15 protein-coding genes and 1 riboswitch are annotated in these 18,481 nt (G+C 47.0%); of the genes, 5 read left to right on the top strand and 10 right to left on the bottom strand.

Annotation, left to right across the window (positions count from 1 at the left end; genetic code table 11):
* Nucleotides 1–13: 13 nt before the first annotated feature.
* The 8 genes from GC128_RS11580 to thiM all read right to left on the bottom strand — a co-directional run bounded on the left by GC128_RS11580 (nt 14) and on the right by thiM (nt 8,711).
* Nucleotides 14–880, bottom strand: coding sequence for an ABC transporter ATP-binding protein (locus GC128_RS11580; protein ID WP_151994428.1), 867 nt, complete (start codon nt 878–880; stop codon nt 14–16).
* Nucleotides 852–1,757, bottom strand: a complete 906-nt coding sequence (locus GC128_RS11585; RefSeq protein WP_151994429.1) for an ABC transporter permease — start codon at nt 1,755–1,757, stop codon at nt 852–854. The genes GC128_RS11580 and GC128_RS11585 overlap by 29 nt, the downstream gene beginning before the upstream one ends.
* Nucleotides 1,754–2,791, bottom strand: a complete 1,038-nt coding sequence (locus GC128_RS11590) for an ABC transporter permease (RefSeq protein ID WP_064512345.1) — start codon at nt 2,789–2,791, stop codon at nt 1,754–1,756. Before GC128_RS11590 ends, GC128_RS11585 begins: the two co-directional genes overlap by 4 nt.
* Nucleotides 2,788–4,422 carry an ABC transporter substrate-binding protein gene (locus tag GC128_RS11595; protein WP_151994430.1) on the bottom strand — a complete coding sequence of 545 codons (1,635 nt, stop codon included), beginning with the start codon at nt 4,420–4,422 and terminating at the stop codon, nt 2,788–2,790. Before GC128_RS11595 ends, GC128_RS11590 begins: the two co-directional genes overlap by 4 nt.
* Before the next feature lie 71 nt (nt 4,423–4,493).
* On the bottom strand, nt 4,494–5,648 hold the full coding sequence (locus tag GC128_RS11600) for a mandelate racemase family protein (RefSeq protein ID WP_151994431.1): 1,155 nt from the start codon (nt 5,646–5,648) through the stop codon (nt 4,494–4,496).
* A 237-nt stretch (nt 5,649–5,885) separates the two neighbouring features.
* Nucleotides 5,886–6,938, bottom strand: coding sequence for a class I fructose-bisphosphate aldolase (gene fbaB / locus GC128_RS11605; RefSeq protein WP_151994432.1), 1,053 nt, complete (start codon nt 6,936–6,938; stop codon nt 5,886–5,888).
* Between the two features lie 178 nt (nt 6,939–7,116).
* On the bottom strand, nt 7,117–7,926 hold the full coding sequence (gene thiD / locus GC128_RS11610) for a bifunctional hydroxymethylpyrimidine kinase/phosphomethylpyrimidine kinase (protein WP_151994433.1): 810 nt from the start codon (nt 7,924–7,926) through the stop codon (nt 7,117–7,119).
* Entirely contained in the window at nt 7,923–8,711 is a 789-nt protein-coding gene (thiM, locus tag GC128_RS11615; RefSeq protein ID WP_151994434.1) for a hydroxyethylthiazole kinase, read from the bottom strand. The genes thiD and thiM overlap by 4 nt, the downstream gene beginning before the upstream one ends.
* 36 nt (nt 8,712–8,747) lie before the next feature.
* A riboswitch (TPP riboswitch) is annotated at nt 8,748–8,844 on the bottom strand.
* Between the two features lie 474 nt (nt 8,845–9,318).
* On the opposite strand from thiM, the gene GC128_RS11620 reads away from it, so the two are divergent.
* From GC128_RS11620 to fimZ, 5 genes are all read left to right on the top strand, one after another.
* On the top strand, nt 9,319–10,269 hold the full coding sequence (locus GC128_RS11620) for a transporter substrate-binding domain-containing protein (RefSeq protein WP_151994435.1): 951 nt from the start codon (nt 9,319–9,321) through the stop codon (nt 10,267–10,269).
* 422 nt (nt 10,270–10,691) lie between these two features.
* Nucleotides 10,692–12,953, top strand: a complete 2,262-nt coding sequence (locus GC128_RS11625) for an EAL domain-containing protein (protein WP_226812086.1) — start codon at nt 10,692–10,694, stop codon at nt 12,951–12,953.
* A gap of 108 nt (nt 12,954–13,061) precedes the next feature.
* Complete coding sequence (locus GC128_RS11630) at nt 13,062–14,459, top strand: GGDEF domain-containing protein (RefSeq protein ID WP_193216247.1); 1,398 nt, start codon at nt 13,062–13,064, stop codon at nt 14,457–14,459.
* Nucleotides 14,460–15,036: 577 nt separating this feature from the next.
* The gene (locus GC128_RS11635; RefSeq protein WP_226812088.1) at nt 15,037–15,528 is read left to right on the top strand and encodes a LuxR C-terminal-related transcriptional regulator; all 492 of its coding nucleotides are present in this window, start codon (nt 15,037–15,039) and stop codon (nt 15,526–15,528) included.
* Between the two features lie 591 nt (nt 15,529–16,119).
* Nucleotides 16,120–16,752 carry a fimbria biosynthesis transcriptional regulator FimZ gene (fimZ, locus tag GC128_RS11640; protein ID WP_151994439.1) on the top strand — a complete coding sequence of 211 codons (633 nt, stop codon included), beginning with the start codon at nt 16,120–16,122 and terminating at the stop codon, nt 16,750–16,752.
* 204 nt (nt 16,753–16,956) lie between these two features.
* On the opposite strand, the gene sfmF is transcribed toward fimZ, so the two are convergent.
* A complete protein-coding gene (gene sfmF, locus GC128_RS11645) occupies nt 16,957–17,475 on the bottom strand; it encodes a fimbria assembly protein (protein ID WP_151994440.1) in 519 nt (172 codons plus the stop codon).
* A complete protein-coding gene (gene fimH / locus GC128_RS11650; protein ID WP_151994441.1) occupies nt 17,468–18,472 on the bottom strand; it encodes a type 1 fimbria D-mannose specific adhesin FimH in 1,005 nt (334 codons plus the stop codon). Before fimH ends, sfmF begins: the two co-directional genes overlap by 8 nt.
* Nucleotides 18,473–18,481 lie beyond the last annotated feature (9 nt).

Here is an 18,481-nt window from a genome sequence, read left to right on the forward strand (position 1 = left end):
CATTCGTTGCTCCTTATTGGGTTAGCCAACTGGCCTGGCGTTGCAGGACCGGCAGATGCGCCCGGCGCATATCCATATCCGGCAAGGCGCTAATAAGCCCCTGCGTATAGGGATGCTGCGCGTTATCGAGATCTTTTGCGGCGATTGATTCCACAACGCGCCCGGCGTACATCACCAGCACTCGGTCGCAGAAACTGCGCACCAGGTTGATGTCGTGGCTGATAAAAATCAGCCCCAGCCCACGCGATTGCACTAAATCATCCAGCAGCGCCAGCACCTGCAAACGCACTGAAACATCGAGCGCGGAAGTCGGTTCGTCGGCAATCACCATTTCCGGGTCGGTAATCAGCATCATCGCAATCATGATGCGCTGCCCCTGGCCGCCAGAAACTTCGTGCGGATAGAGGTTATAGACGCGTTCCGGCTGGCGAATGCGCACCACTTCCAGCATCTCCAACACTTTTTGTTTCGCCTCTTTATGGCCGACGCGATGGTGCGTCAGCCACGCTTCAGCAATTTGATCGCCAACGCACATCACCGGGTTCAGTGAGTATTTCGGGTCCTGCATAATCATGGAAATTCGTTTGCCGCGCACATCGCGCATTTGCGCGTCCGTGGCATTTAACAAATCCACGTCGCCAAACTGCATACGATCGGCGGTGATCTGCGCCTTTTTAGGGTGAAGCTGCAAAAGCGCCCGCCCGACGGTGGATTTCCCGGAGCCGGACTCGCCGACAATCGCCAGCTTTTCGCGTCCGAGCTGGAAGGAAACACCACGCACCGCGTGGGTTTGCTGGCGACCGTTAACGAATGTCACATTCAAGTCGCGTACATCAAGCAGTTGCGGCGAATTATTCGCTGCGAGGATCGAGGATGTCACGTAAGCCATCTCCCAAGAAGTTGAATGCCAGACTGTTGATTAAAATCGCCAGCCCCGGAATCGTTACTACCCACCAGCACTCCATCATGTAAGTGCGCCCGCTGGAGATCATCGCCCCCCACTCCGGTTCTGGCGGTTGTGCGCCAAGCCCCAGGAAGCCAAGTCCAGCGGCGGTCAGAATGATGCCCGCCATGTTCATGGTGATACGGATAATCACCGACGGCATGCACAGCGGCACGATGTGACGCCACAACACGCGCACCGGCGAAGCCCCTTGCAGGCGTACAGCAGAGATAAAATCGGCCTGTCGTAACGAGAGGGTTTCCGCACGCGCCAGACGGGCAATCGGCGGCCAGGCTGTGAGCGTAATGGCAATCACAACATGCTCAAGACCGGGGCCGAGTGCCGCCACAAACGCCAGCGCCAGCACCAGGCTTGGGAAGGAGATGAAGATATCGGTTACACGCATCAATACCATATCGACTTTTCCGCCGAAGTAACCGGCGGTCACACCGAGCAACAAGCCAAGCGGGCCAACGGTTATCGACACCAGTAATACGATGTAAAGCGTGATGCGTGAGCCGTAAACCAGGCGGCTAAAAATATCGCGCCCAAACTCATCGGTGCCAAACCAATGTATGGCGTTTGGTGCAGTTAGCGCATTATTCAAATCCTGCACCAGTGGGTTAAATGGCGCTATCCACGGGGCGAAAATTGCCACCAGCAACAACAGGAAAACAATCCCTCCTCCAATCGCCGTCAGCGGATTGCGCGCCATCTTGCCAATAAAACCAACAGCCCGCAGACCGGCACGTTTGAAGCGTAATGAACGCTCATCAGCAGCGGTGAGTTGAGGTGTTCCAAAGGAGACGGTCATGATTTTGTCCTCGGATCAAAGAGTTGGTAGAGCATGTCGGAGAGCAGGTTGAGCAACACGAAGATCACCCCGACCACCAGCACACAGCCCATCACCGCATTCATATCGCCCAACAGCAAACTGCCCGTGAGATAGGACCCAAAACCCGGCCACGAGAACACGGTTTCAATTAACACCGCACCTTCCAATAAAGAGCCGTAAGCCAACGCCACCACAGTTAACAGCTGCACCAGAATGTTTCTGAAAGCATGGTTCCAGATAACCTGGCGCTCTGTTAGCCCTTTCACACGCGCAGTAATAATGAATTCCTGCGACAGTTGAGCCAGCATAAAGCTGCGCGTCATGCGGCTGATGTAAGCCAGCGAGTGGAAACCCAAAAGAGATGCTGGAAGAATCAGGTGGTTAAGTGCGTTGAAGAAGACCGCACTATTCCCCGCCAGTAATGCATCCACCAGCAACAATCCAGTACGACGCGGGACAATGCCATCCAGCCCTAAATCAATGCGGCCTGCGCCACCCACCCAACCGAGCCAGGCGTAAAACAGCAGCAGCCCCATCATCCCAACCCAGAAAATCGGCGTCGAATAACCCGCGAGGCTGATAATGCGCACGGCGTAATCCACCACGCTGTTACGGCGAGCCGCCGCCCAGACACCTAGTGGAATACCAAGGCCCGCACCGACAATAATGGCCACTGTCGCCAGCTCAAGGGTTGCCGGGAAGACACGCAGAATGTCGTCGACCACCGGTTTCCCGGTCAGCAGCGCATTGCCCAAATCACCATGCAGTAAGCCACCAAGGTAAATCCAAAACTGCGTTGCCAGAGATTGATCAAAACCAAGCTGGTGGTAAACCTGCTGGTAGGTGCTTTGGTCTGCATCCGGGCCAACAATCGCCAGCACCGGGTCGATTGGCATCACGCGGCCAATAAAGAAGGTAAGAAGCAGTAACCCAAACAAGGTGACCAGCACCTGGCTTAAGCGCTTTGAAAAACGCCGGACACGGCCGCCCGGAGCCAGCAAGATCATGCTCATCCTTTGTTCTCCCCATTTTCAGCAGCAGGCGTTTTATAAACATCACGCAGGAAAGTGGTGGCTGATGGGTGCGGCTGGTAGTTCTGCACTTCGTTGCGTACCACCACCGAATCTACCATTTGTGAAAGCGGCAATAATGCAGGGATCAACTCGTCATAACGGGTCTGAATCGCCTGATACTCTTCACGCTGCTTAGTTGGGTCACGCTCCACCAGAGCTTTATCGATTTGCTGGTTCAGCGTTTTGTCATAGAAGCTGGTACGCCAACCCTGGAAGTTAGTCAGACGCGCAGCGTCACTGTTATCCGGGTTGTAGACCAGAGAGCGCAGGCTGGAATGCGGATGCGGTTCTACGCCACTGCCGCCGCGCCCAACCAGCATGTCGAACTTACGCTCGCGCATTGCGCCGTAAATCTGGTTACCCGTGCCGGTCACGATTTTCGCGTTGATTCCCGCCTGCATCAGCGTGGATTGCACCGCGATGGCAATATTGAGGAATGGCTGATCCGCCAGCACGCGCAACGTGGTGTCGAAACCGTCCGGGTAACCGGCTTCAGCCAGCAGTTTTTTGGCCCGTGGAATATCCAGCGTATAGCCTGGGTTCGGAAGCGTTGCAGGCATTCCTGATTGAATTGGACGCTGATGCAGCACGCCGTATCCCGGCATCAATGCTTTATTGATACCCTGATAATCAATCAGATAGCGCACCGCTTCGCGCACTTTAGGGTTGGCGAAATGCGCTTCCTTCATGCTCATGGCAACGTAATATATGGTGCCTTTTTTTACTGCATCGACGGTCAAATCGGGATCTTTTCGCAAGGCGTTTACGTCAGATACCGCCATGTTGCTGGCAATATCCAGATCGCCTTTGGAGATCATCAGCCGTAAAGTTTGCGACTCCTGGAAGTGACGGAATACCACGCGGGAGAGTTTAGGCACGCCGCGCCAGTAATCCGGGTTGCGCTTCATACGCAATACATCTTTTGCCTGCCATACATCAAGGCTAAATGGCCCAGAACCCGCTTCGTTGGTCGTCAACCAGCGGTTACCCCAGTCATCGTTTTGTACATGCTGTTCTACCGTTTTACTGTCCAGCACCACCACGCTTCCCAACGCCGCCAGCGAGTAAATCACCAGCTGCGGGTCGTTGGCTTTTGGCAGCGTGATTTCCACCGTCGAGGCATCCAGTGCTTTCACATGCTCATCGACGTTCTTTTTGCTAAAGCCGTAGGATTTCCAAACTGATGCCTGCGCCAGATTGAGGTGCAAAACACGGCGCATTGACCACACCACGTCGTCTGCGGTGAGTACGTTACCAGAGTGGAATTTCACGCCATCGCGCAGGTGGAATGTCAGACGGTTGCCGTCTTCCGAGATATCCCAGGAGGTTGCCAGTGCCGGGCGCACGTTGGTGAGTTTCGCCGGGTCTAACTCCACCAGCGAGTCATAGAGGTTTACCACCAGCCCCACCACTTCGTTACCGGTCATGGCGGCCGGGTCGAGGGTGAGCAGGTTATTCATATTCATGCCGATGATCAGCTGGTCAGGTGGCGTTTTCGCCATCGCCGAGCTACTGCCGAACATGAACAGGAGCGTGAGCAACCACGCCCTCAGTCGGGAGCTTCGATTCATGATAGATACCGTTTTTGTAGGGTCAGTATTCCCCGGCGTCTTTCGCGCCGGGATTATTATTTTTACGGCTGTTAGTCTTTGCTTACGGTATGCGTTTCGATATACGAGAAATTAATGTCCTCACCCAAGCCCGGACGTTGTGGCAAATGCACAAAGCCATCGGCGTCCATCGGGTCAACGATGCTGTTCAGGTAGGCTGCTGGCTCATCGTATTCAAGGAACGGGTGCAGTAAACCGCGCTCGTACCAACGGCAGTTACGAATCGCGCCAACCACCGCAAGGCTTGCCGCACCGTTGCCGTGAACTTCGCAATCCATCCCGAAAGATTCAGCAAGTGCAGCAACTTTCATGGTTGGTGATATGCCGCCAACGCCGTTCGCCCCGGCACGCAGGATGTCGCACGCGCCCGCTTTTACCCAGTCTGCGCGGCTATGATGTTTGCCACCGAGGCTTTCTGGCCCGACAACGTCGATAGATAAGTTCTCAGAAAGCCAGACGTAAGACGCCATGCTCTCTTCTTCCATCGGCTCTTCGAACCACGCGAAGTTGAGTTTTTCTAATTCTTTGCCGATGTACAGCGCCTGGCTGCGGCTGTACCAGTGATAGCCATCAAGCATCAAATCGATATCCGGGCCAACGGCTTCACGCACGGCGGCACAGGCTTTGACATCCATTTTTGGATCTGGAGCGAAGGCAACCGGTGGCATCCAGGTGTGAAGTTTGATGGCTTTATAGCCGCGAGCGACCAGCTTTTCAGCGAACTGGCCGAATTCGTCTGGCGTAGATAAACCCCCTTCCAGTTCGTCGCCGCACATGGTGCTGCCGTAAGCAGGCACTTTGTCGCGGAATCCACCAAGCAATTTGTAAACCGGCACTTTCAGTTTGCGGCCAATTAAATCCCACAGTGCTTGCTCAACAAATGAGAGTGCACGTTCGGTAAGTTGGTGTGCGCTGCCACGCTGCCAGTGCACCAGATCCTGCCAGATGCGCTCGCGGTTAAAGGGGTCTTGCCCGACCAGAACTTTGCGGAAGAATGCATTCACTACATATGGGCGCACCACTTCTGGTGGCGCGAAAGAGTAACCACAGTCACCTTCATCAGTGGTAATCGTCAGCATCGCCATTTTCGCAAGGCTTTCCGGGCCAGGGTGAGAATGGCCTGCACTGTCAGAAACTCGGCGGGTTGGGTAAGTAAAAACGGTTACGTTTACGGATTCTATTTTCACGGCTGTCATTGTCCCTTTGTTAATTTAAAACAGCGTTTCACCACTTACTCTATGCGTAAAAAATCACCTCCGCCTCGTTCAAAGGTGCTTAAATGCGAGTAATTTTTTGGACATATGTCCAGGGGGGCGTGATGCTTTTCACAAAATGTTATGGAATTGTGATGAAGGTAACTAATGAATGTGGGAAAGTTTTTGGCGGGCGTCGCTTGCGCTAACCCGCCAGGAATACGCAGAAAATCAGGCGATAGTCACTTTGCTGTTCAGATACACATCCTGCACAGCATTAATCAACTTAACACCCTCAGACATGGATTTCTTAAAGGCTTTGCGCCCCAGAATCAGCCCCATTCCACCCGCACGCTTGTTAATGACAGCGGTACGCACAGCATCTGTCAGGTCGGTTTCGCCACCAGCGGCACCACCGGAATTAATCAACCCTGCGCGGCCCATATAGCAGTTGGCCAGTTGATAACGCACCAGGTCTATCGGGTTATCGCTGGTCAGTTTGGTGTACACACGGTCATCGGTATAACCAAAGTTCACCGCCTTGTAGCCACCATTATTCTCCGCCATCTTCTGCTTCACGATATCCGCGCCAATAGTGGCGGCCAGATGGTTTGCCTGGCCAGTAAGATCGGCGCTTACGTGGTAATCCACACCGTCTTTTTTAAAGTCCGGGTTACGCAAATATGCCCAAAGAACAGTGACCAGCCCCAGCTCATGTGCGCGTTCAAACGCCACTGAAATCTCTTCAATCTGGCGACGTGACTCTGGCGAACCAAAGTAAATGGTCGCCCCCACGGCCACCGCACCCATATTGAACGCCTGCTCGACGCTTGCGTATAACGTCTGGTCGAAAGTGTTTGGGTAACTGAGCGTTTCGTTGTGGTTAAGTTTGACGAGGAAAGGAATGCGATGCGCGTAACGCCGTGATACCGATGCCAGCACACCATAGGTTGAAGCGACACAGTTGCAGCCCGCTTCAATCGCCAGCTCAACAATGTTTTTCGGGTCAAAGTAGAGAGGATTTGCCGCAAACGATGCTCCGGCGGAGTGTTCCACACCCTGATCGACCGGTAAAATGGAAAGGTAGCCAGTGCCAGCAAGCCGCCCGGTGTTATACAGCGTTTGCATGTTTCGTAGCACTGCAGGCGGGCGGTTGTTATCCACCATCACGCGGTCTACATAATCCGAACCTGGCAGATACAGCTGGTCTGCCGGAATAGCCATACAACGATGCTGTAACAAGCTGTCGGCGTCTTTGCCAAGCAACTGTGCAATATCAGTCATAATACGCTCCCGTAAATTCAGCGAGCACCCTGCCCGCTGAGGATGGATTCTCCTGGCCTGCTTTTGTTAAAACAGGCAGACATAATCCTGGCCGTGACTCACGGTATTCGCCACCTACGGGAGCACTTTCGGTTTGTTTTATGGTGTAACGTTTTATGCCCGGCGGAGATTTACGCCATTACCACCACTCGTGAAAATGATGAACCGGCCCAATTCCTTGCCCAACTTCAAGCGAATCCGCCTGTTCTAATGCCTGGGATAACCACTTTTTCGCCGCTATGATAGTTTGAGGCCAGTCGTTATAGCGTGGATAAAGTGCCGCAAGTGCGGCGGACAGTGTGCAACCCGTACCATGGGTATGACGCGTTTGCACACGTGGTGCAGTAAAACGCTGCGCTCCACTTTGGGTAAACAACCAGTCTGGGCTTTCAGCGTCATCAAGATGGCCGCCTTTCATCAGCACGGCCTTGCATCCCATCCCCAGCAATGCATCCCCCTGCTCTTTCATTTCACGTTCGTTGCGAGCGTGTACCGTATTCAGCAGAGCTGCCGCCTCGGGTAAGTTCGGGGTAATCAATGCCACCTGCGGTAATAACCTGAGACGTAAACTTTCTACCGCAGAAGGAGCAAGCAACGGGTCGCCACTTTTCGCCAGCATGACCGTATCAAGCACCACGTTTTTGACTTGGTAAAAAGCCAACCTCTCGGCCACGGCTTCAACAATATCTGTTTCTGCCAGCATGCCGATTTTGACAGTGTCGATTCGAACATCACTCAGCACAGAGTCAAGTTGGGCTGCGACAAACTCAGGTTCGATACGATAAACCGACTGCACTCCACGTGTGTTTTGTGCAACCAGCGCGGTAATAACGCTGGTGCCATACGCGCCCAATGCCGAGAATGTTTTAAGGTCAGCCTGGATACCCGCGCCACCACTCGGGTCGGTTCCTGCAATAGTTAGCGCGTTAATGCGTTTAACTCCTTTCATACCAGAGCCTCCGCATTTAGTGCGTAAAGCGCATCCAGAAAGGCTGGGGTGAAACTACCAGGCCCGCGGCTTGCAGCAATTGCCTGCTCGCCAGCACATTTCATAAACTGGCAGGCGGAGGCGACATTGTCTAACCGGGAGCCGGGCAATGAACAACAGGCAGCAACAACCGCGGAAAGTGCGCATCCTGTGCCGACAACACGCGTCATCAACACGCCGCCACCGGCAATACTCCAGGCATTCTCTCCATCGGTGACGTAATCCTCCTCACCGGTTACCGCAACAATTGCACCGGTAATCTGGGCAAGCTTAAGAGCAGCGGGTAGAGCTGAAAGCGCTTCTTCAGTGCTGTCCACACCTCGCCCACCGGTATGCTCGCCCGCAAGTGCCATGATTTCCGACGCATTGCCACGAATTGCGGCCGGTTTTGATGCAAGAATCGTGCGTGCAAATTGTGTACGAAACTCCAGGCCACCGACGGCCACAGGGTCAAGCACCCAGGGGGTAGAAGATTGGTTCGCAGCATGAATAGCTGCAAGCATTGCGGTACTGCGCTCAGAGGTGAGTGTGCCGATATTGATGAGTAGAGCGCAGGCTATAGGGCTAAATTGTGCGGCTTCTTCTGGCTCAATAACCATCGCCGGAGCCGCACCAAGAGCGAGCAAAACGTTGGCGGTAAAACTCTGCACCACATCGTTAGTCATGCAGTGAACCAAAGGGGAAGCTTGATGTAAATTGTGTAAAACCGACGCGGCAAGATGGCCGGGTAGCAGGTCAGGCTGCATATTGAAAGCTCCTGCCCGGCGTGAAGAAGGGATGACCTAGCAGGCATCTGACTTCCCTACGCTGGCATTATCCAGATCAGGTGGTACGGGTATTTCTCAGCCTTCACAAAGAAGGGCACCCCGAGTCATTTAAATCAAAATCAACTACTTGCGATTAACGTCCCGTTAATCCCTGCACAGGATAATGCCAGCAGGGTGTTCGACAAACAAGTTCTTAATCTAAGTGTATCCTGTGAAATGATGATCAACTTTCTCCAGCATCATCTTTATCCGGATTTGACTATTAATAAAAATACCGTCTCAAAATCTATTAACATAAATCTAAAAAATTAATTGATTAGCGTTTACGAATTCAACATTTATTATTTTTTACCAACTAGTCTGAATTATTTGCACGGATTTTTTTAATTTCATAAAATACTGTTAATACATTGAAATAACTTGACCATTAAATGATCGCAATGTATTTAAAACATACTACATCAATCGCCAAATCCGTCTTGTTAGATATAATGAAATTGGCAATGGTGTGCTTTATGTGTATAACTGACAGCAAATATCTACCGTCGATCCTTTCTTGTATAATTACATAAAATTAACATCCTATATGAATATAGAAAACAAAGTAGCTCATAACAAAAACAATATTGAAAAAATATTCAACCGGTTAATTACATGTGGTTTTCTTGTTCCTGGTTTGTTTGTTTCTGTGGCTCAAGCCGAACTATCACAGACGATCGATAACATCAAAAAAACGCATCAAATAAACATTGCCTTTCGTGATGCTCCACCCTTTTCTTATGCCGCATCGGATGGCAAAGTTGTTGGTTATGTTATCGATTTATGTAATGTTATCGTTAGTGATATCAGTAAACATCTGAACATACCTGACTTAAAAGTTAATTATATTGAGAACAAATATCTGCCAGAAAGGGATGAATTATTGCGTGAGAAAAAGGTAGATATGATCTGCTCAGTTAATGCTAACGTTAATGAATGGAAAACGATTGCAGACTATTCAAGCCCCTACACTTATTCATATACCCGATTCGCAACGTTTAAGAACAAAAACATATCATCTATTGATCAATTAGCAGGGCACACTGTCAGTGTAACTTCGGGATCAGTTGATGCTCTTGCTCTTAACCAGACCAATCGCGAGTTAAGTCTCAATTTATTCGTCATTAAAACTCCGACCATGGAAAAAGCTTTTGAGCTGATGCGCAGTGGAAAAACATCGGCTGCCTTTATCAATGATATTTCATTAAAAGAAATCATTGAGGCTCAGAGCGATAAAAATTTATTTTCCATTAGCAATAAAGGGGTTGGGAAACCACAGTTCTTTGTCATACTACTGCCGCACGATGACACAGAATTTAAGTCACTGGTAAATCAGAGTCTTTGTAAAATTAGAAAATCACCTGATTTTGGTAAGATTCATGACATCTGGTTTAATAAACCGATCCCTTATTTAAAGTTAAACTTACAAACTCCTTATTCTAAAGAAATGGATAAAGTATTAACGCAGTTTGACGATTGCTTAAGGACAGGGCGATAAATAATTAGTTGCCCAAGACATTAGATGACTTGAGAAATGTATTAGAATCCTGACCCTGCTACAGAAATGTCTATTTCTGGATATGTTTTCAACTCCCTTACTTATGCTTCACACTATTACTCATTGAAAATATATCACCTCATTTTCAAACCCAAATAAAACATACAGGCACCATAAAATAACATTCACAGCATGCAAATAACATTTATTTTTGGTTAATCATACATTTCGTTTGACTCGTCACTAAAATCCATATGAAAATTAATAGCAACTTATTGGTTTAGTGTTTGTTGAATGAATCACGGATAAGATTAAAAACATCATGGCTATCATTAGACTGTTTATAATCGAAAAGTAAATCATTGTGAGTAAGTACCATGGGGCTTAGAAGTTTTTTTGTAAAAATGGACACACCTGTGGTCATGGAAACTGAGTTAGCTAAAAAAAACTCAAGGATCACAAAAAGTACGGCGTTTAATCAATGGAAAAATTCTCCATTGATGCAGTTTGCACGCCCTGAAAACCTAAAAAAATACGTCGTGCTCTGCCTTTCATTTGTTCTCCTCTATTCATTTGCAGACAAACTGAGTAATAGCATTGAGATTTCTGGGACAACTATCAGACTCTACGATCTCACGTTGCCAGTGATTTCCGCACTGCTCATTTTGTATAACAAAAAAGCCATTCCTGTTCTCACTGTGTTTGCTCTGTATAGTTTTCACACACAATCTTTATCCCAGTTCCTTGAGACAACATCTCAGCTCACAGCGGCTTTAATCAGCACAAAAGTCTATTTCTATTTCACTGGAAAGCGTGGAGCCGTCAGTTTCGGGCGCAGTAACCTCAGCGCTCAACGCATACTTTGGCTAATATGTTTTAACACCCTTGTTTTTACTGGGCTTCAACAGTGGTTATTACTAAAGTTTCATTTTATATCAGATATAAAGATTTTAAGTATCCCCACACTGATTAATGTGCAATGGATGTTAACATCCTGTATTACAGGTACTCCATTCTGTTATCTCATTCTCAGAGCTTGCTACAAGCCGGCATGGTTTCTAAATTATCTTAACCAATTAAAAGTATTAATCACCTCTGGGCCTCGTGCAATTTATCAACTAATCTGGGCAATATTGGTGGTTGGTATTATGTATTGCCTGATTTATTTGCAAGGCGATACATTAGTATTTACTGATTACAGCATAGTGTGGCTTTTACCTGTTATGCTCTGGGGTGCAATTTGTCTCGGACATGCACTAATGTCTCCCCTTTGGGTTGTCATGCTCATTTTATTGAGCGACTACATTGATAATTACATATCAATTAATAATGAGTTTACTTTTAACCATTATGTGAGCCACCTGGCTCTTTCTTGCTCTATGATTTTTACCTTTTCACTAACAATTGTAATCGTTGGTGTCCTAGTTACACGCATTCTAAAATACATTAGAAGCCTAAAACGCATTTCTTTATCAGAACCGCACACCGGACTGCCTAATCTTCTAGCCTTAAAAAATGATATAATTCGTTACCCACACGCTGGGTTGTGTATTATTCAATGCCCTGAATTAAATACGCTAACGCAAAGCCATGGAATAATATTTCGCTTCGAATTCGTTAAGGCTGTTTTTTCTTATTTAAGCCCATTACTTCTGGATAATGAAAAAATGTATTACAGCCCCGGGTATGGGCTGCTTCTACGCCTTAACAAAGTTGATGACGATATTATCCATCCTTACTATAAAGCGATGTCATCTTTTCGTTTTTCATGGGAAGAAATGGAGTTAGGTCTCAATTTTGGCATCGCATACACGGTGTATGGCAAAAGTATCAATAATCTTTCTTATGTCGTGGGACAGCTTAATGCCCGTACCTATGTCTCGCTAAAGCAAGGTAAAGCAGAAGCTTTTAATATTCTAAATCCTCGAGATCAGGCAGTCAGTTCGGGAGCTATACGCCATCTTCTGCAAAAGTCGATTGACCGTAAATCATTTATGCTCGTTGCTCAGCCAATAGTTTCAACTAAAAACCGCAGCCATTATTATGAAGTTCTTATTCGGATGAAGACGATCAATGAAAAAATTTTCTTCCCGGATACTTTTTTACCGGTGGCTGAGGAGGCAGGATTGCTTGCTCAAGTAGATCTAACTGTAATTGAACAAACATTTCAGTTTATGCAATCCCTGGATCAATCTAAATCTGATACTCGTTTTTCCATCAATTTGACACCTCAGTCGCTAAGTAGAAAGGATTTTCTGGATAGACTGAATGCTCTTTTAAAGAAATATTTGATACGCCCTGATCGCATTATATTTGAAATTATAGAGTCAGATATCATCGATAATATTAATGCATCCAGTGTCCTGCAGGAGCTGCGCAAACTGGGATGCCAAATTGCGATTGATGATTTTGGTACAGGAGCATCCAGTTACTCTCGTCTAAAGACTTTAGAAGTCGACATACTAAAAATAGATGGCTCCTTCATTCGCAATGTTGTTCATGATAAGTTTGACCGACTAATCGTCATGTCATTTTGTGAAGCGGCTAAATTTAAAGGTCTGGAAGTTGTCGCGGAATTTGTTGAAAATGAAGAAATAAAACAGATGCTAATATCGATGGGAATCGAGTGGTTGCAGGGATATCATACAGGGAAACCTGTCCCAATTGAGTCTCTATGGTCGTAATTAATAAAAACTCGAATTCATATATTGCTCTATTGTGTTGATAGTTAGATTGGGAAGTAACCTTGAATGATACTTACGCTTAAGAATTTTTTTTATAAATGTCATCCAATGATAACCTTATTTATAGTCACTACGCTGACAACCGTCGTAGGTATTATTGAAAGAGTTAATGGCCCATTTTCTTTAGTTTGGTTGACCAATGCTATAACCATTGGTGTGTTATTACGCTTTTACAAACATGTTAACTGGTATCATTATTTAATTTGTTGCGTCGGCATGGTGTTGCCAGATTTATTAATCGGTACAAGCCCAAACCAGGTTTTATTGATGACCACCGCCAACATCATCACAATTTCAATAGGTTATATCACTCTGCAGCACTTCGCTACGCGTACTGAAGAAGGCGAATGGCTGGGTAGTTTGCATAGTGTTCCGCAATGGTTATTGCTCTGCCAACCCTCTCTTATTATAGGTTCATTAGTAGGCTCAGGAGCATTATTTGCTCTGTATGGTAATGCATTTTTACAAACAGCATTTTATTGGTACTTAAATGAGTCGCTTGATTTTATAGTATTTTTACCTGTCATTTTGGCAGCTCCAAAAATACTTAAATCTTTCGAGAATGATTTTCTGAATGCATTTCTACATATTATTCCTTCTATTTTATTATTGTTCGCCTTTATCTTCATAAAGGACAAAATATATTTCCTGATGGCGTCAATACTGATTATCCCAACCATAATATGGCTAGCGCTTTCAGGAAATCTATTTCTAACAACCTTTGGTATCAGTATGAATGGTGCATTCTTCTTTATGTGGATCATTCACTCTACGCATGGTTATCTACATTTTTCAGAGAATATCTACATCTCTGCTGTCAGGACAATTGTTGCAGTACTGGCGCTTTGCGCGCTTACGATTGCGGTTGCCATTTCTGAACGCGATAAACTTTTTTCTAAGTTATCCCAACTAGCTAATCACGATGATTTGACCGGCATTCTCAATCGCCGGGCATTTACTAAAGCGGCTGAGGAAATTACGTCGTCATTGAACAAAGGCGATATCTGTTCAATGGTTTTAATTGATATTGATTTTTTCAAGAAAATAAATGACGTATGGGGGCATCAAAAGGGAGATAAGGTTCTCGTTGCCTTTTGCCAGCGGTTAAAACAGTTTATCCCCGACAGTCAATTATTTGGACGCGTAGGCGGTGAAGAGTTTGCCCTGTTGCTCGCTAATACCCCTGAGATAAACCACCGGGAATTAATAAATACCATTGTTAATGAACTGTCCAGAAACCCTCTTACTATTGATAATGAGCCGTTCCCATTAACAATTAGCGCTGGTATGGCCGCCTGGTCTGAAGGGCAAAAGTATGAGACGTTGTTTAAATATGCTGACCTGGCTTTGTATCAAGCAAAAAATAATGGGCGCAATCAATGGCAGGAGTACCTGCCTTGCGAAAAAATGATCCCTAACCAAAATTTCACGCCATCATTATTATAGACATTTATATCCAGGTGGTAACCGTCCGGATATAAATACCCACCTCCCGTCCCTTGGTTATTGTTTTAAGAAACCCCTTATATTTACTTAAGTCAATTCTAATATCTAACCTCATTATTTCATGTCAGGATTTATCGCAACGATATAATCGTAAGCTATATAAAATCAGCTTACGATTATCAGCGGTATTGACAGAGAGTCTATTTCAGCACTGACAGGTGCTGTTGATGAAAAAATATGGAAATGATGATTGATGCACCACTGACTCACGCCCGAATCGCTATTCACAGTCCTTTTCTTTGCGCTGCGAGTTACTGAAGATTTGTACATAGCCGCGCGCAAACGTAGATTTCGACGCATCAAAAATGGCGATCTGACACATTTTCATAGCCGGTTGGCCCCGATTGTCTTTGACCGCATTGAGTCACTACAACAACAAATGTATGCAAAGCAGTTGCCTGAACCAGTCGATATCATCCTCGTGACCAGTGACTACTACTTGTCGCTGGCACTGACTGAGTACTTTTTTAAGTTCCAGCGAACTCATGTCTGCGCACACCTGGAGGAGGCTGAGGTGATGCTTAAACAAAACCCGCAACCGCGAGTGTTCATCGATCTGGATGGTGTAAGCGAGCCAGCAATTGATGTTCTAAATATGATCAGGCAATGGCAACAAACCTGGCCACGCCTGAATATGATGCAGCTGACTGCCTGCCGTTGTATTGAAGTCGCCCGACTGATCGATGCGGCATCAATCTTCCCTGTGGTGGAACGGCGACTGAGAATTACCGATCTGCTTATTCTGCTGACTCAGAAGCGAGCCCGGCAAGATTGGTCTATTGCTCAGGATGGGTCACATTCAGTCCCACTTTCAAAGCGTGAATGGAATATTCTGCTGGCCGTGGCAAAAGGAGAGTCGCTGAAAACCATTGCTGGGTCATTAAACAAACCCTACCACTCTGTGGTTTACACCCTTGGGCGGGTTACCGCTCGTATTGGAGCAGGGAACAACAAATCACTGATACATTTGCTGAATAAATTGTCCTGCGCTTCATCCGCCAACGTGTAGCCACGCTAACTAACCGACTTCCGAGTGAAAGCCAGGAAACGACTTATTTTCAATGCTCGCGATTTGTTAAATAAGAACAGTTTATTAACAATTACAACTATTCCTGGAGAATCAGTTTCCCGCTAACTATGCCGCTTCCCGAACATTAACCACGTAATCACTCTGTGCTACGGATAACAAATAGGAAACATTCGAGACTTCTCACTATTCTTCATGTTCAAAACAATCTTTTTCCCCAAATATTTCACTTAACACAGACGCACACACCAAATAACAATTAATTAACCAATTTAATTAGAATTTGATCACAGCATTATTCCCCGAGCATAACAGTGGCCTTTTTCTTAAATAATATGGCTGTATAATCAACCTATTCATTTATCTAATTTGAATAGATTTATTTTCTTATTGAAATAATTTTTTGTTTCACTCGCAGTCATTAGAAAATAGTACTTATGAAGGAATTTTTTAAGTTCAAGGGAGCATCTTGCATACATTATAAAATACGAAACAGTGAAACACCCTTTCACTTTCGCCGCCAGTGACTTTGCGTCAATGCGATATGTTCCTCAAAAAATTAGAGGCAAGAATATGAAACCTGCATCCGTAATTATTATGGACGAACACCCTATTGTCAGAATGTCGATAGAGGTACTGCTACAGAAAAATAAAAATATTGATGTGGTGATGAAAACCGACGACAGCCGGGAGGTGGTCAACTATATGCGCTCCCACTCTGTCGATTTAGTGATTCTCGACATTGAACTGCCGTCCATTGATGGCTTCACTTTATTAAAAAGAATCAAGAGCATACAAGCTGACACTCGTATACTGTTCTTATCTTCCAAGTCTGAGAGGTTTTATGCGGGCCGTGCTATTCAGGCCGGGGCAAATGGGTTTGTCAGTAAAAGGAAGGAGCAGGAAGATATCTATCATGCGGTAGAAATGTTGCTTGCAGGGTATTCATTTTTCCCCTCCGAAACGCTGGAGTTAATCAGTAATCCGGGTTCTCGCAACGGAGTGACTGACGATACGCCATTATCAAACAGAGAGATAACCGTATTACGTTACCTTGCCAATGGTTTATCCAATAAGGAAATTGCCGAACAACTTCTGCTGAGTAACAAAACCATCAGCGCGCATAAATCTAATATATTTTCCAAGCTACATGTCACATCGATTGTCGAGCTTATCGATTACGCCCGAGTAAAAGAATTATTATAACTGCTCATCCCATCGCTTTTTTAAATTAAAAAACCGGGTTATTGCCTAACACCATTCACTTAAGCTAACGAATGAGGGGGAACGCCGGGATTTGGTTCCCGGAGGGACGTCAAACCCGGTGGTCGCCCCGGATATTTCACTCTTAAACTAACAGGGGTAGGTTCGCGCCCGGTTTTTTTAATTTAATGACGCCTGAGAGGCTTTCTAATAATAACTAATCATAAACGTAGCATCTGCGTCGGCTTGCCCGGCTTGCGGGTTATCGGCAAGCGCGATGTAATTTGCAAAAAAGGTTAATTCCGCATTTCCGTTGGCATCGACTGGCACATCCTGGCTTGCCTGCTCAAGGGGCAGACGGGTTTTATCTTTATCGCGCAACTCGACTGCCACATTTGTCGCCCCACTCGAGTTATTAAGCCCCAGTAAACCGGGGTTACCCGTGGCTTGCTTCCCAGAAAAGGTGATTGACGCGGCACCCGGCGGGCAGCCGTTCAGCTTTAACGTGAAAGGTATGCTTTGCGTAGTGCTGCCTGTAGTGCGCAGTTGTTTGGTCGGCCAACGCCCAAGCTGCACTGTTTTATTGTCATCCCCAATTTCGACGTAACAGCTGAAATCCACCACGTTGCCACGAAGTTCTATATTGATGGCGCCGAGCGAAGTGTCAGCCTGAGCATGACTCGCCAGACTTGCCGCCAACCACAGCAGCATCGCAATTTTAGTCATAATCCACCCGCAAATAGCCCCGCGCACTAAACGGCCCTTCCGACGGTTTGTTCCCTGTCACGCTTACCGGCCAGGCCCGAATCCCCACTTGCGCCGCAGCAGCATCGTCGAGACGGAAATTGATTTTGCTGCCAAAATTGTTAGGAATAAATGGCGTTCCGCTGCTATCGGCGACGATAAACCCGAGATCGTTATTATTTGAAACCATCATATTACCGGACGCTTTCTCCGCCTCCACCCGCAGAGAAAGATAGGCCTGCGCCGCCACATTGGTGCATTTAATAGCGATGGTTTTAGTTTGCGGCGTCACACCTTGCGGTCGATTCCCGGCCCCGGCCTGGCTAAACAGCGCAGCACCAATGTCGCCAAAATCAAATTCAACGATTTGCCCGGCGTTGATTTCACAGCTTTGTGGCACTTCAATTTTTCCGCTGTAGCTAATGGTATAAACCGGAGTGGTGAGTGGGTCGGTGTTTCGCGTCGTGACATATACCGTAAACATGGTCTGCCGTGGAATCGGCACCATATTGATAAAACGCCTTGTCACTTTGAGTTTAAAAACCAGCTTCGAATCCTGAACCGGAAACGGCTGCTGTTTGGACACATTGCCGTGGGTTCCCATCTGAATATAGTTGCGCGGCGGGTAAAATTGCCCGGCGTAGCTGTCCGTGATACTCATCGCCCCTTCGAGATAATCATTGAGCTTGATGTACTGGTAACCGCCGATCACTTCTTGCACCGGCAAGGTACTCACGTAACTGCGCATCGTGGTGTTGCCGGTGGTTCCTTGCGGACAAGTGGCATTGACACCGACCCAACCCGACTTTTCGGCGAGGGTGATGATTTGCCCGACATTATTGTTTGCGCTGGTGAAGACGTCAGACAGATCGTAAAAAATATCCGCTGGCACGCCATTGGAGTTTTGGCAGACAGTGGCAAACGCCGGAAGCGCACATACCCACAGCGCGACTCCTGCTAAAGATGTCATCAATTTCATAAACAGATC

Origin of the sequence: Buttiauxella massiliensis (assembly GCF_902500225.1) — a bacterium.
Lineage (GTDB): Bacteria > Pseudomonadota > Gammaproteobacteria > Enterobacterales > Enterobacteriaceae > Buttiauxella > Buttiauxella massiliensis.

What these genes read in the sequence shown, in the direction of transcription:
- GC128_RS11585 (WP_151994429.1), bottom strand. Translation starts at nt 1,757, where the DNA reads ATGACCGTCTCCTTTGGAACACCTCAACTCACCGCTGCTGATGAGCGT.
- GC128_RS11590 (WP_064512345.1), bottom strand. Translation starts at nt 2,791, where the DNA reads ATGAGCATGATCTTGCTGGCTCCGGGCGGCCGTGTCCGGCGTTTTTCA.
- GC128_RS11595 (WP_151994430.1), bottom strand. Translation starts at nt 4,422, where the DNA reads ATGAATCGAAGCTCCCGACTGAGGGCGTGGTTGCTCACGCTCCTGTTC.
- fbaB (WP_151994432.1), bottom strand. Translation starts at nt 6,938, where the DNA reads ATGACTGATATTGCACAGTTGCTTGGCAAAGACGCCGACAGCTTGTTA.
- thiD (WP_151994433.1), bottom strand. Translation starts at nt 7,926, where the DNA reads ATGAAAGGAGTTAAACGCATTAACGCGCTAACTATTGCAGGAACCGAC.
- thiM (WP_151994434.1), bottom strand. Translation starts at nt 8,711, where the DNA reads ATGCAGCCTGACCTGCTACCCGGCCATCTTGCCGCGTCGGTTTTACAC.
- GC128_RS11620 (WP_151994435.1), top strand. Translation starts at nt 9,319, where the DNA reads ATGAATATAGAAAACAAAGTAGCTCATAACAAAAACAATATTGAAAAA.
- GC128_RS11625 (WP_226812086.1), top strand. Translation starts at nt 10,692, where the DNA reads ATGGAAACTGAGTTAGCTAAAAAAAACTCAAGGATCACAAAAAGTACG.
- GC128_RS11630 (WP_193216247.1), top strand. Translation starts at nt 13,062, where the DNA reads ATGATAACCTTATTTATAGTCACTACGCTGACAACCGTCGTAGGTATT.
- GC128_RS11635 (WP_226812088.1), top strand. Translation starts at nt 15,037, where the DNA reads ATGCTTAAACAAAACCCGCAACCGCGAGTGTTCATCGATCTGGATGGT.
- fimZ (WP_151994439.1), top strand. Translation starts at nt 16,120, where the DNA reads ATGAAACCTGCATCCGTAATTATTATGGACGAACACCCTATTGTCAGA.
- sfmF (WP_151994440.1), bottom strand. Translation starts at nt 17,475, where the DNA reads ATGACTAAAATTGCGATGCTGCTGTGGTTGGCGGCAAGTCTGGCGAGT.
- fimH (WP_151994441.1), bottom strand. Translation starts at nt 18,472, where the DNA reads ATGAAATTGATGACATCTTTAGCAGGAGTCGCGCTGTGGGTATGTGCG.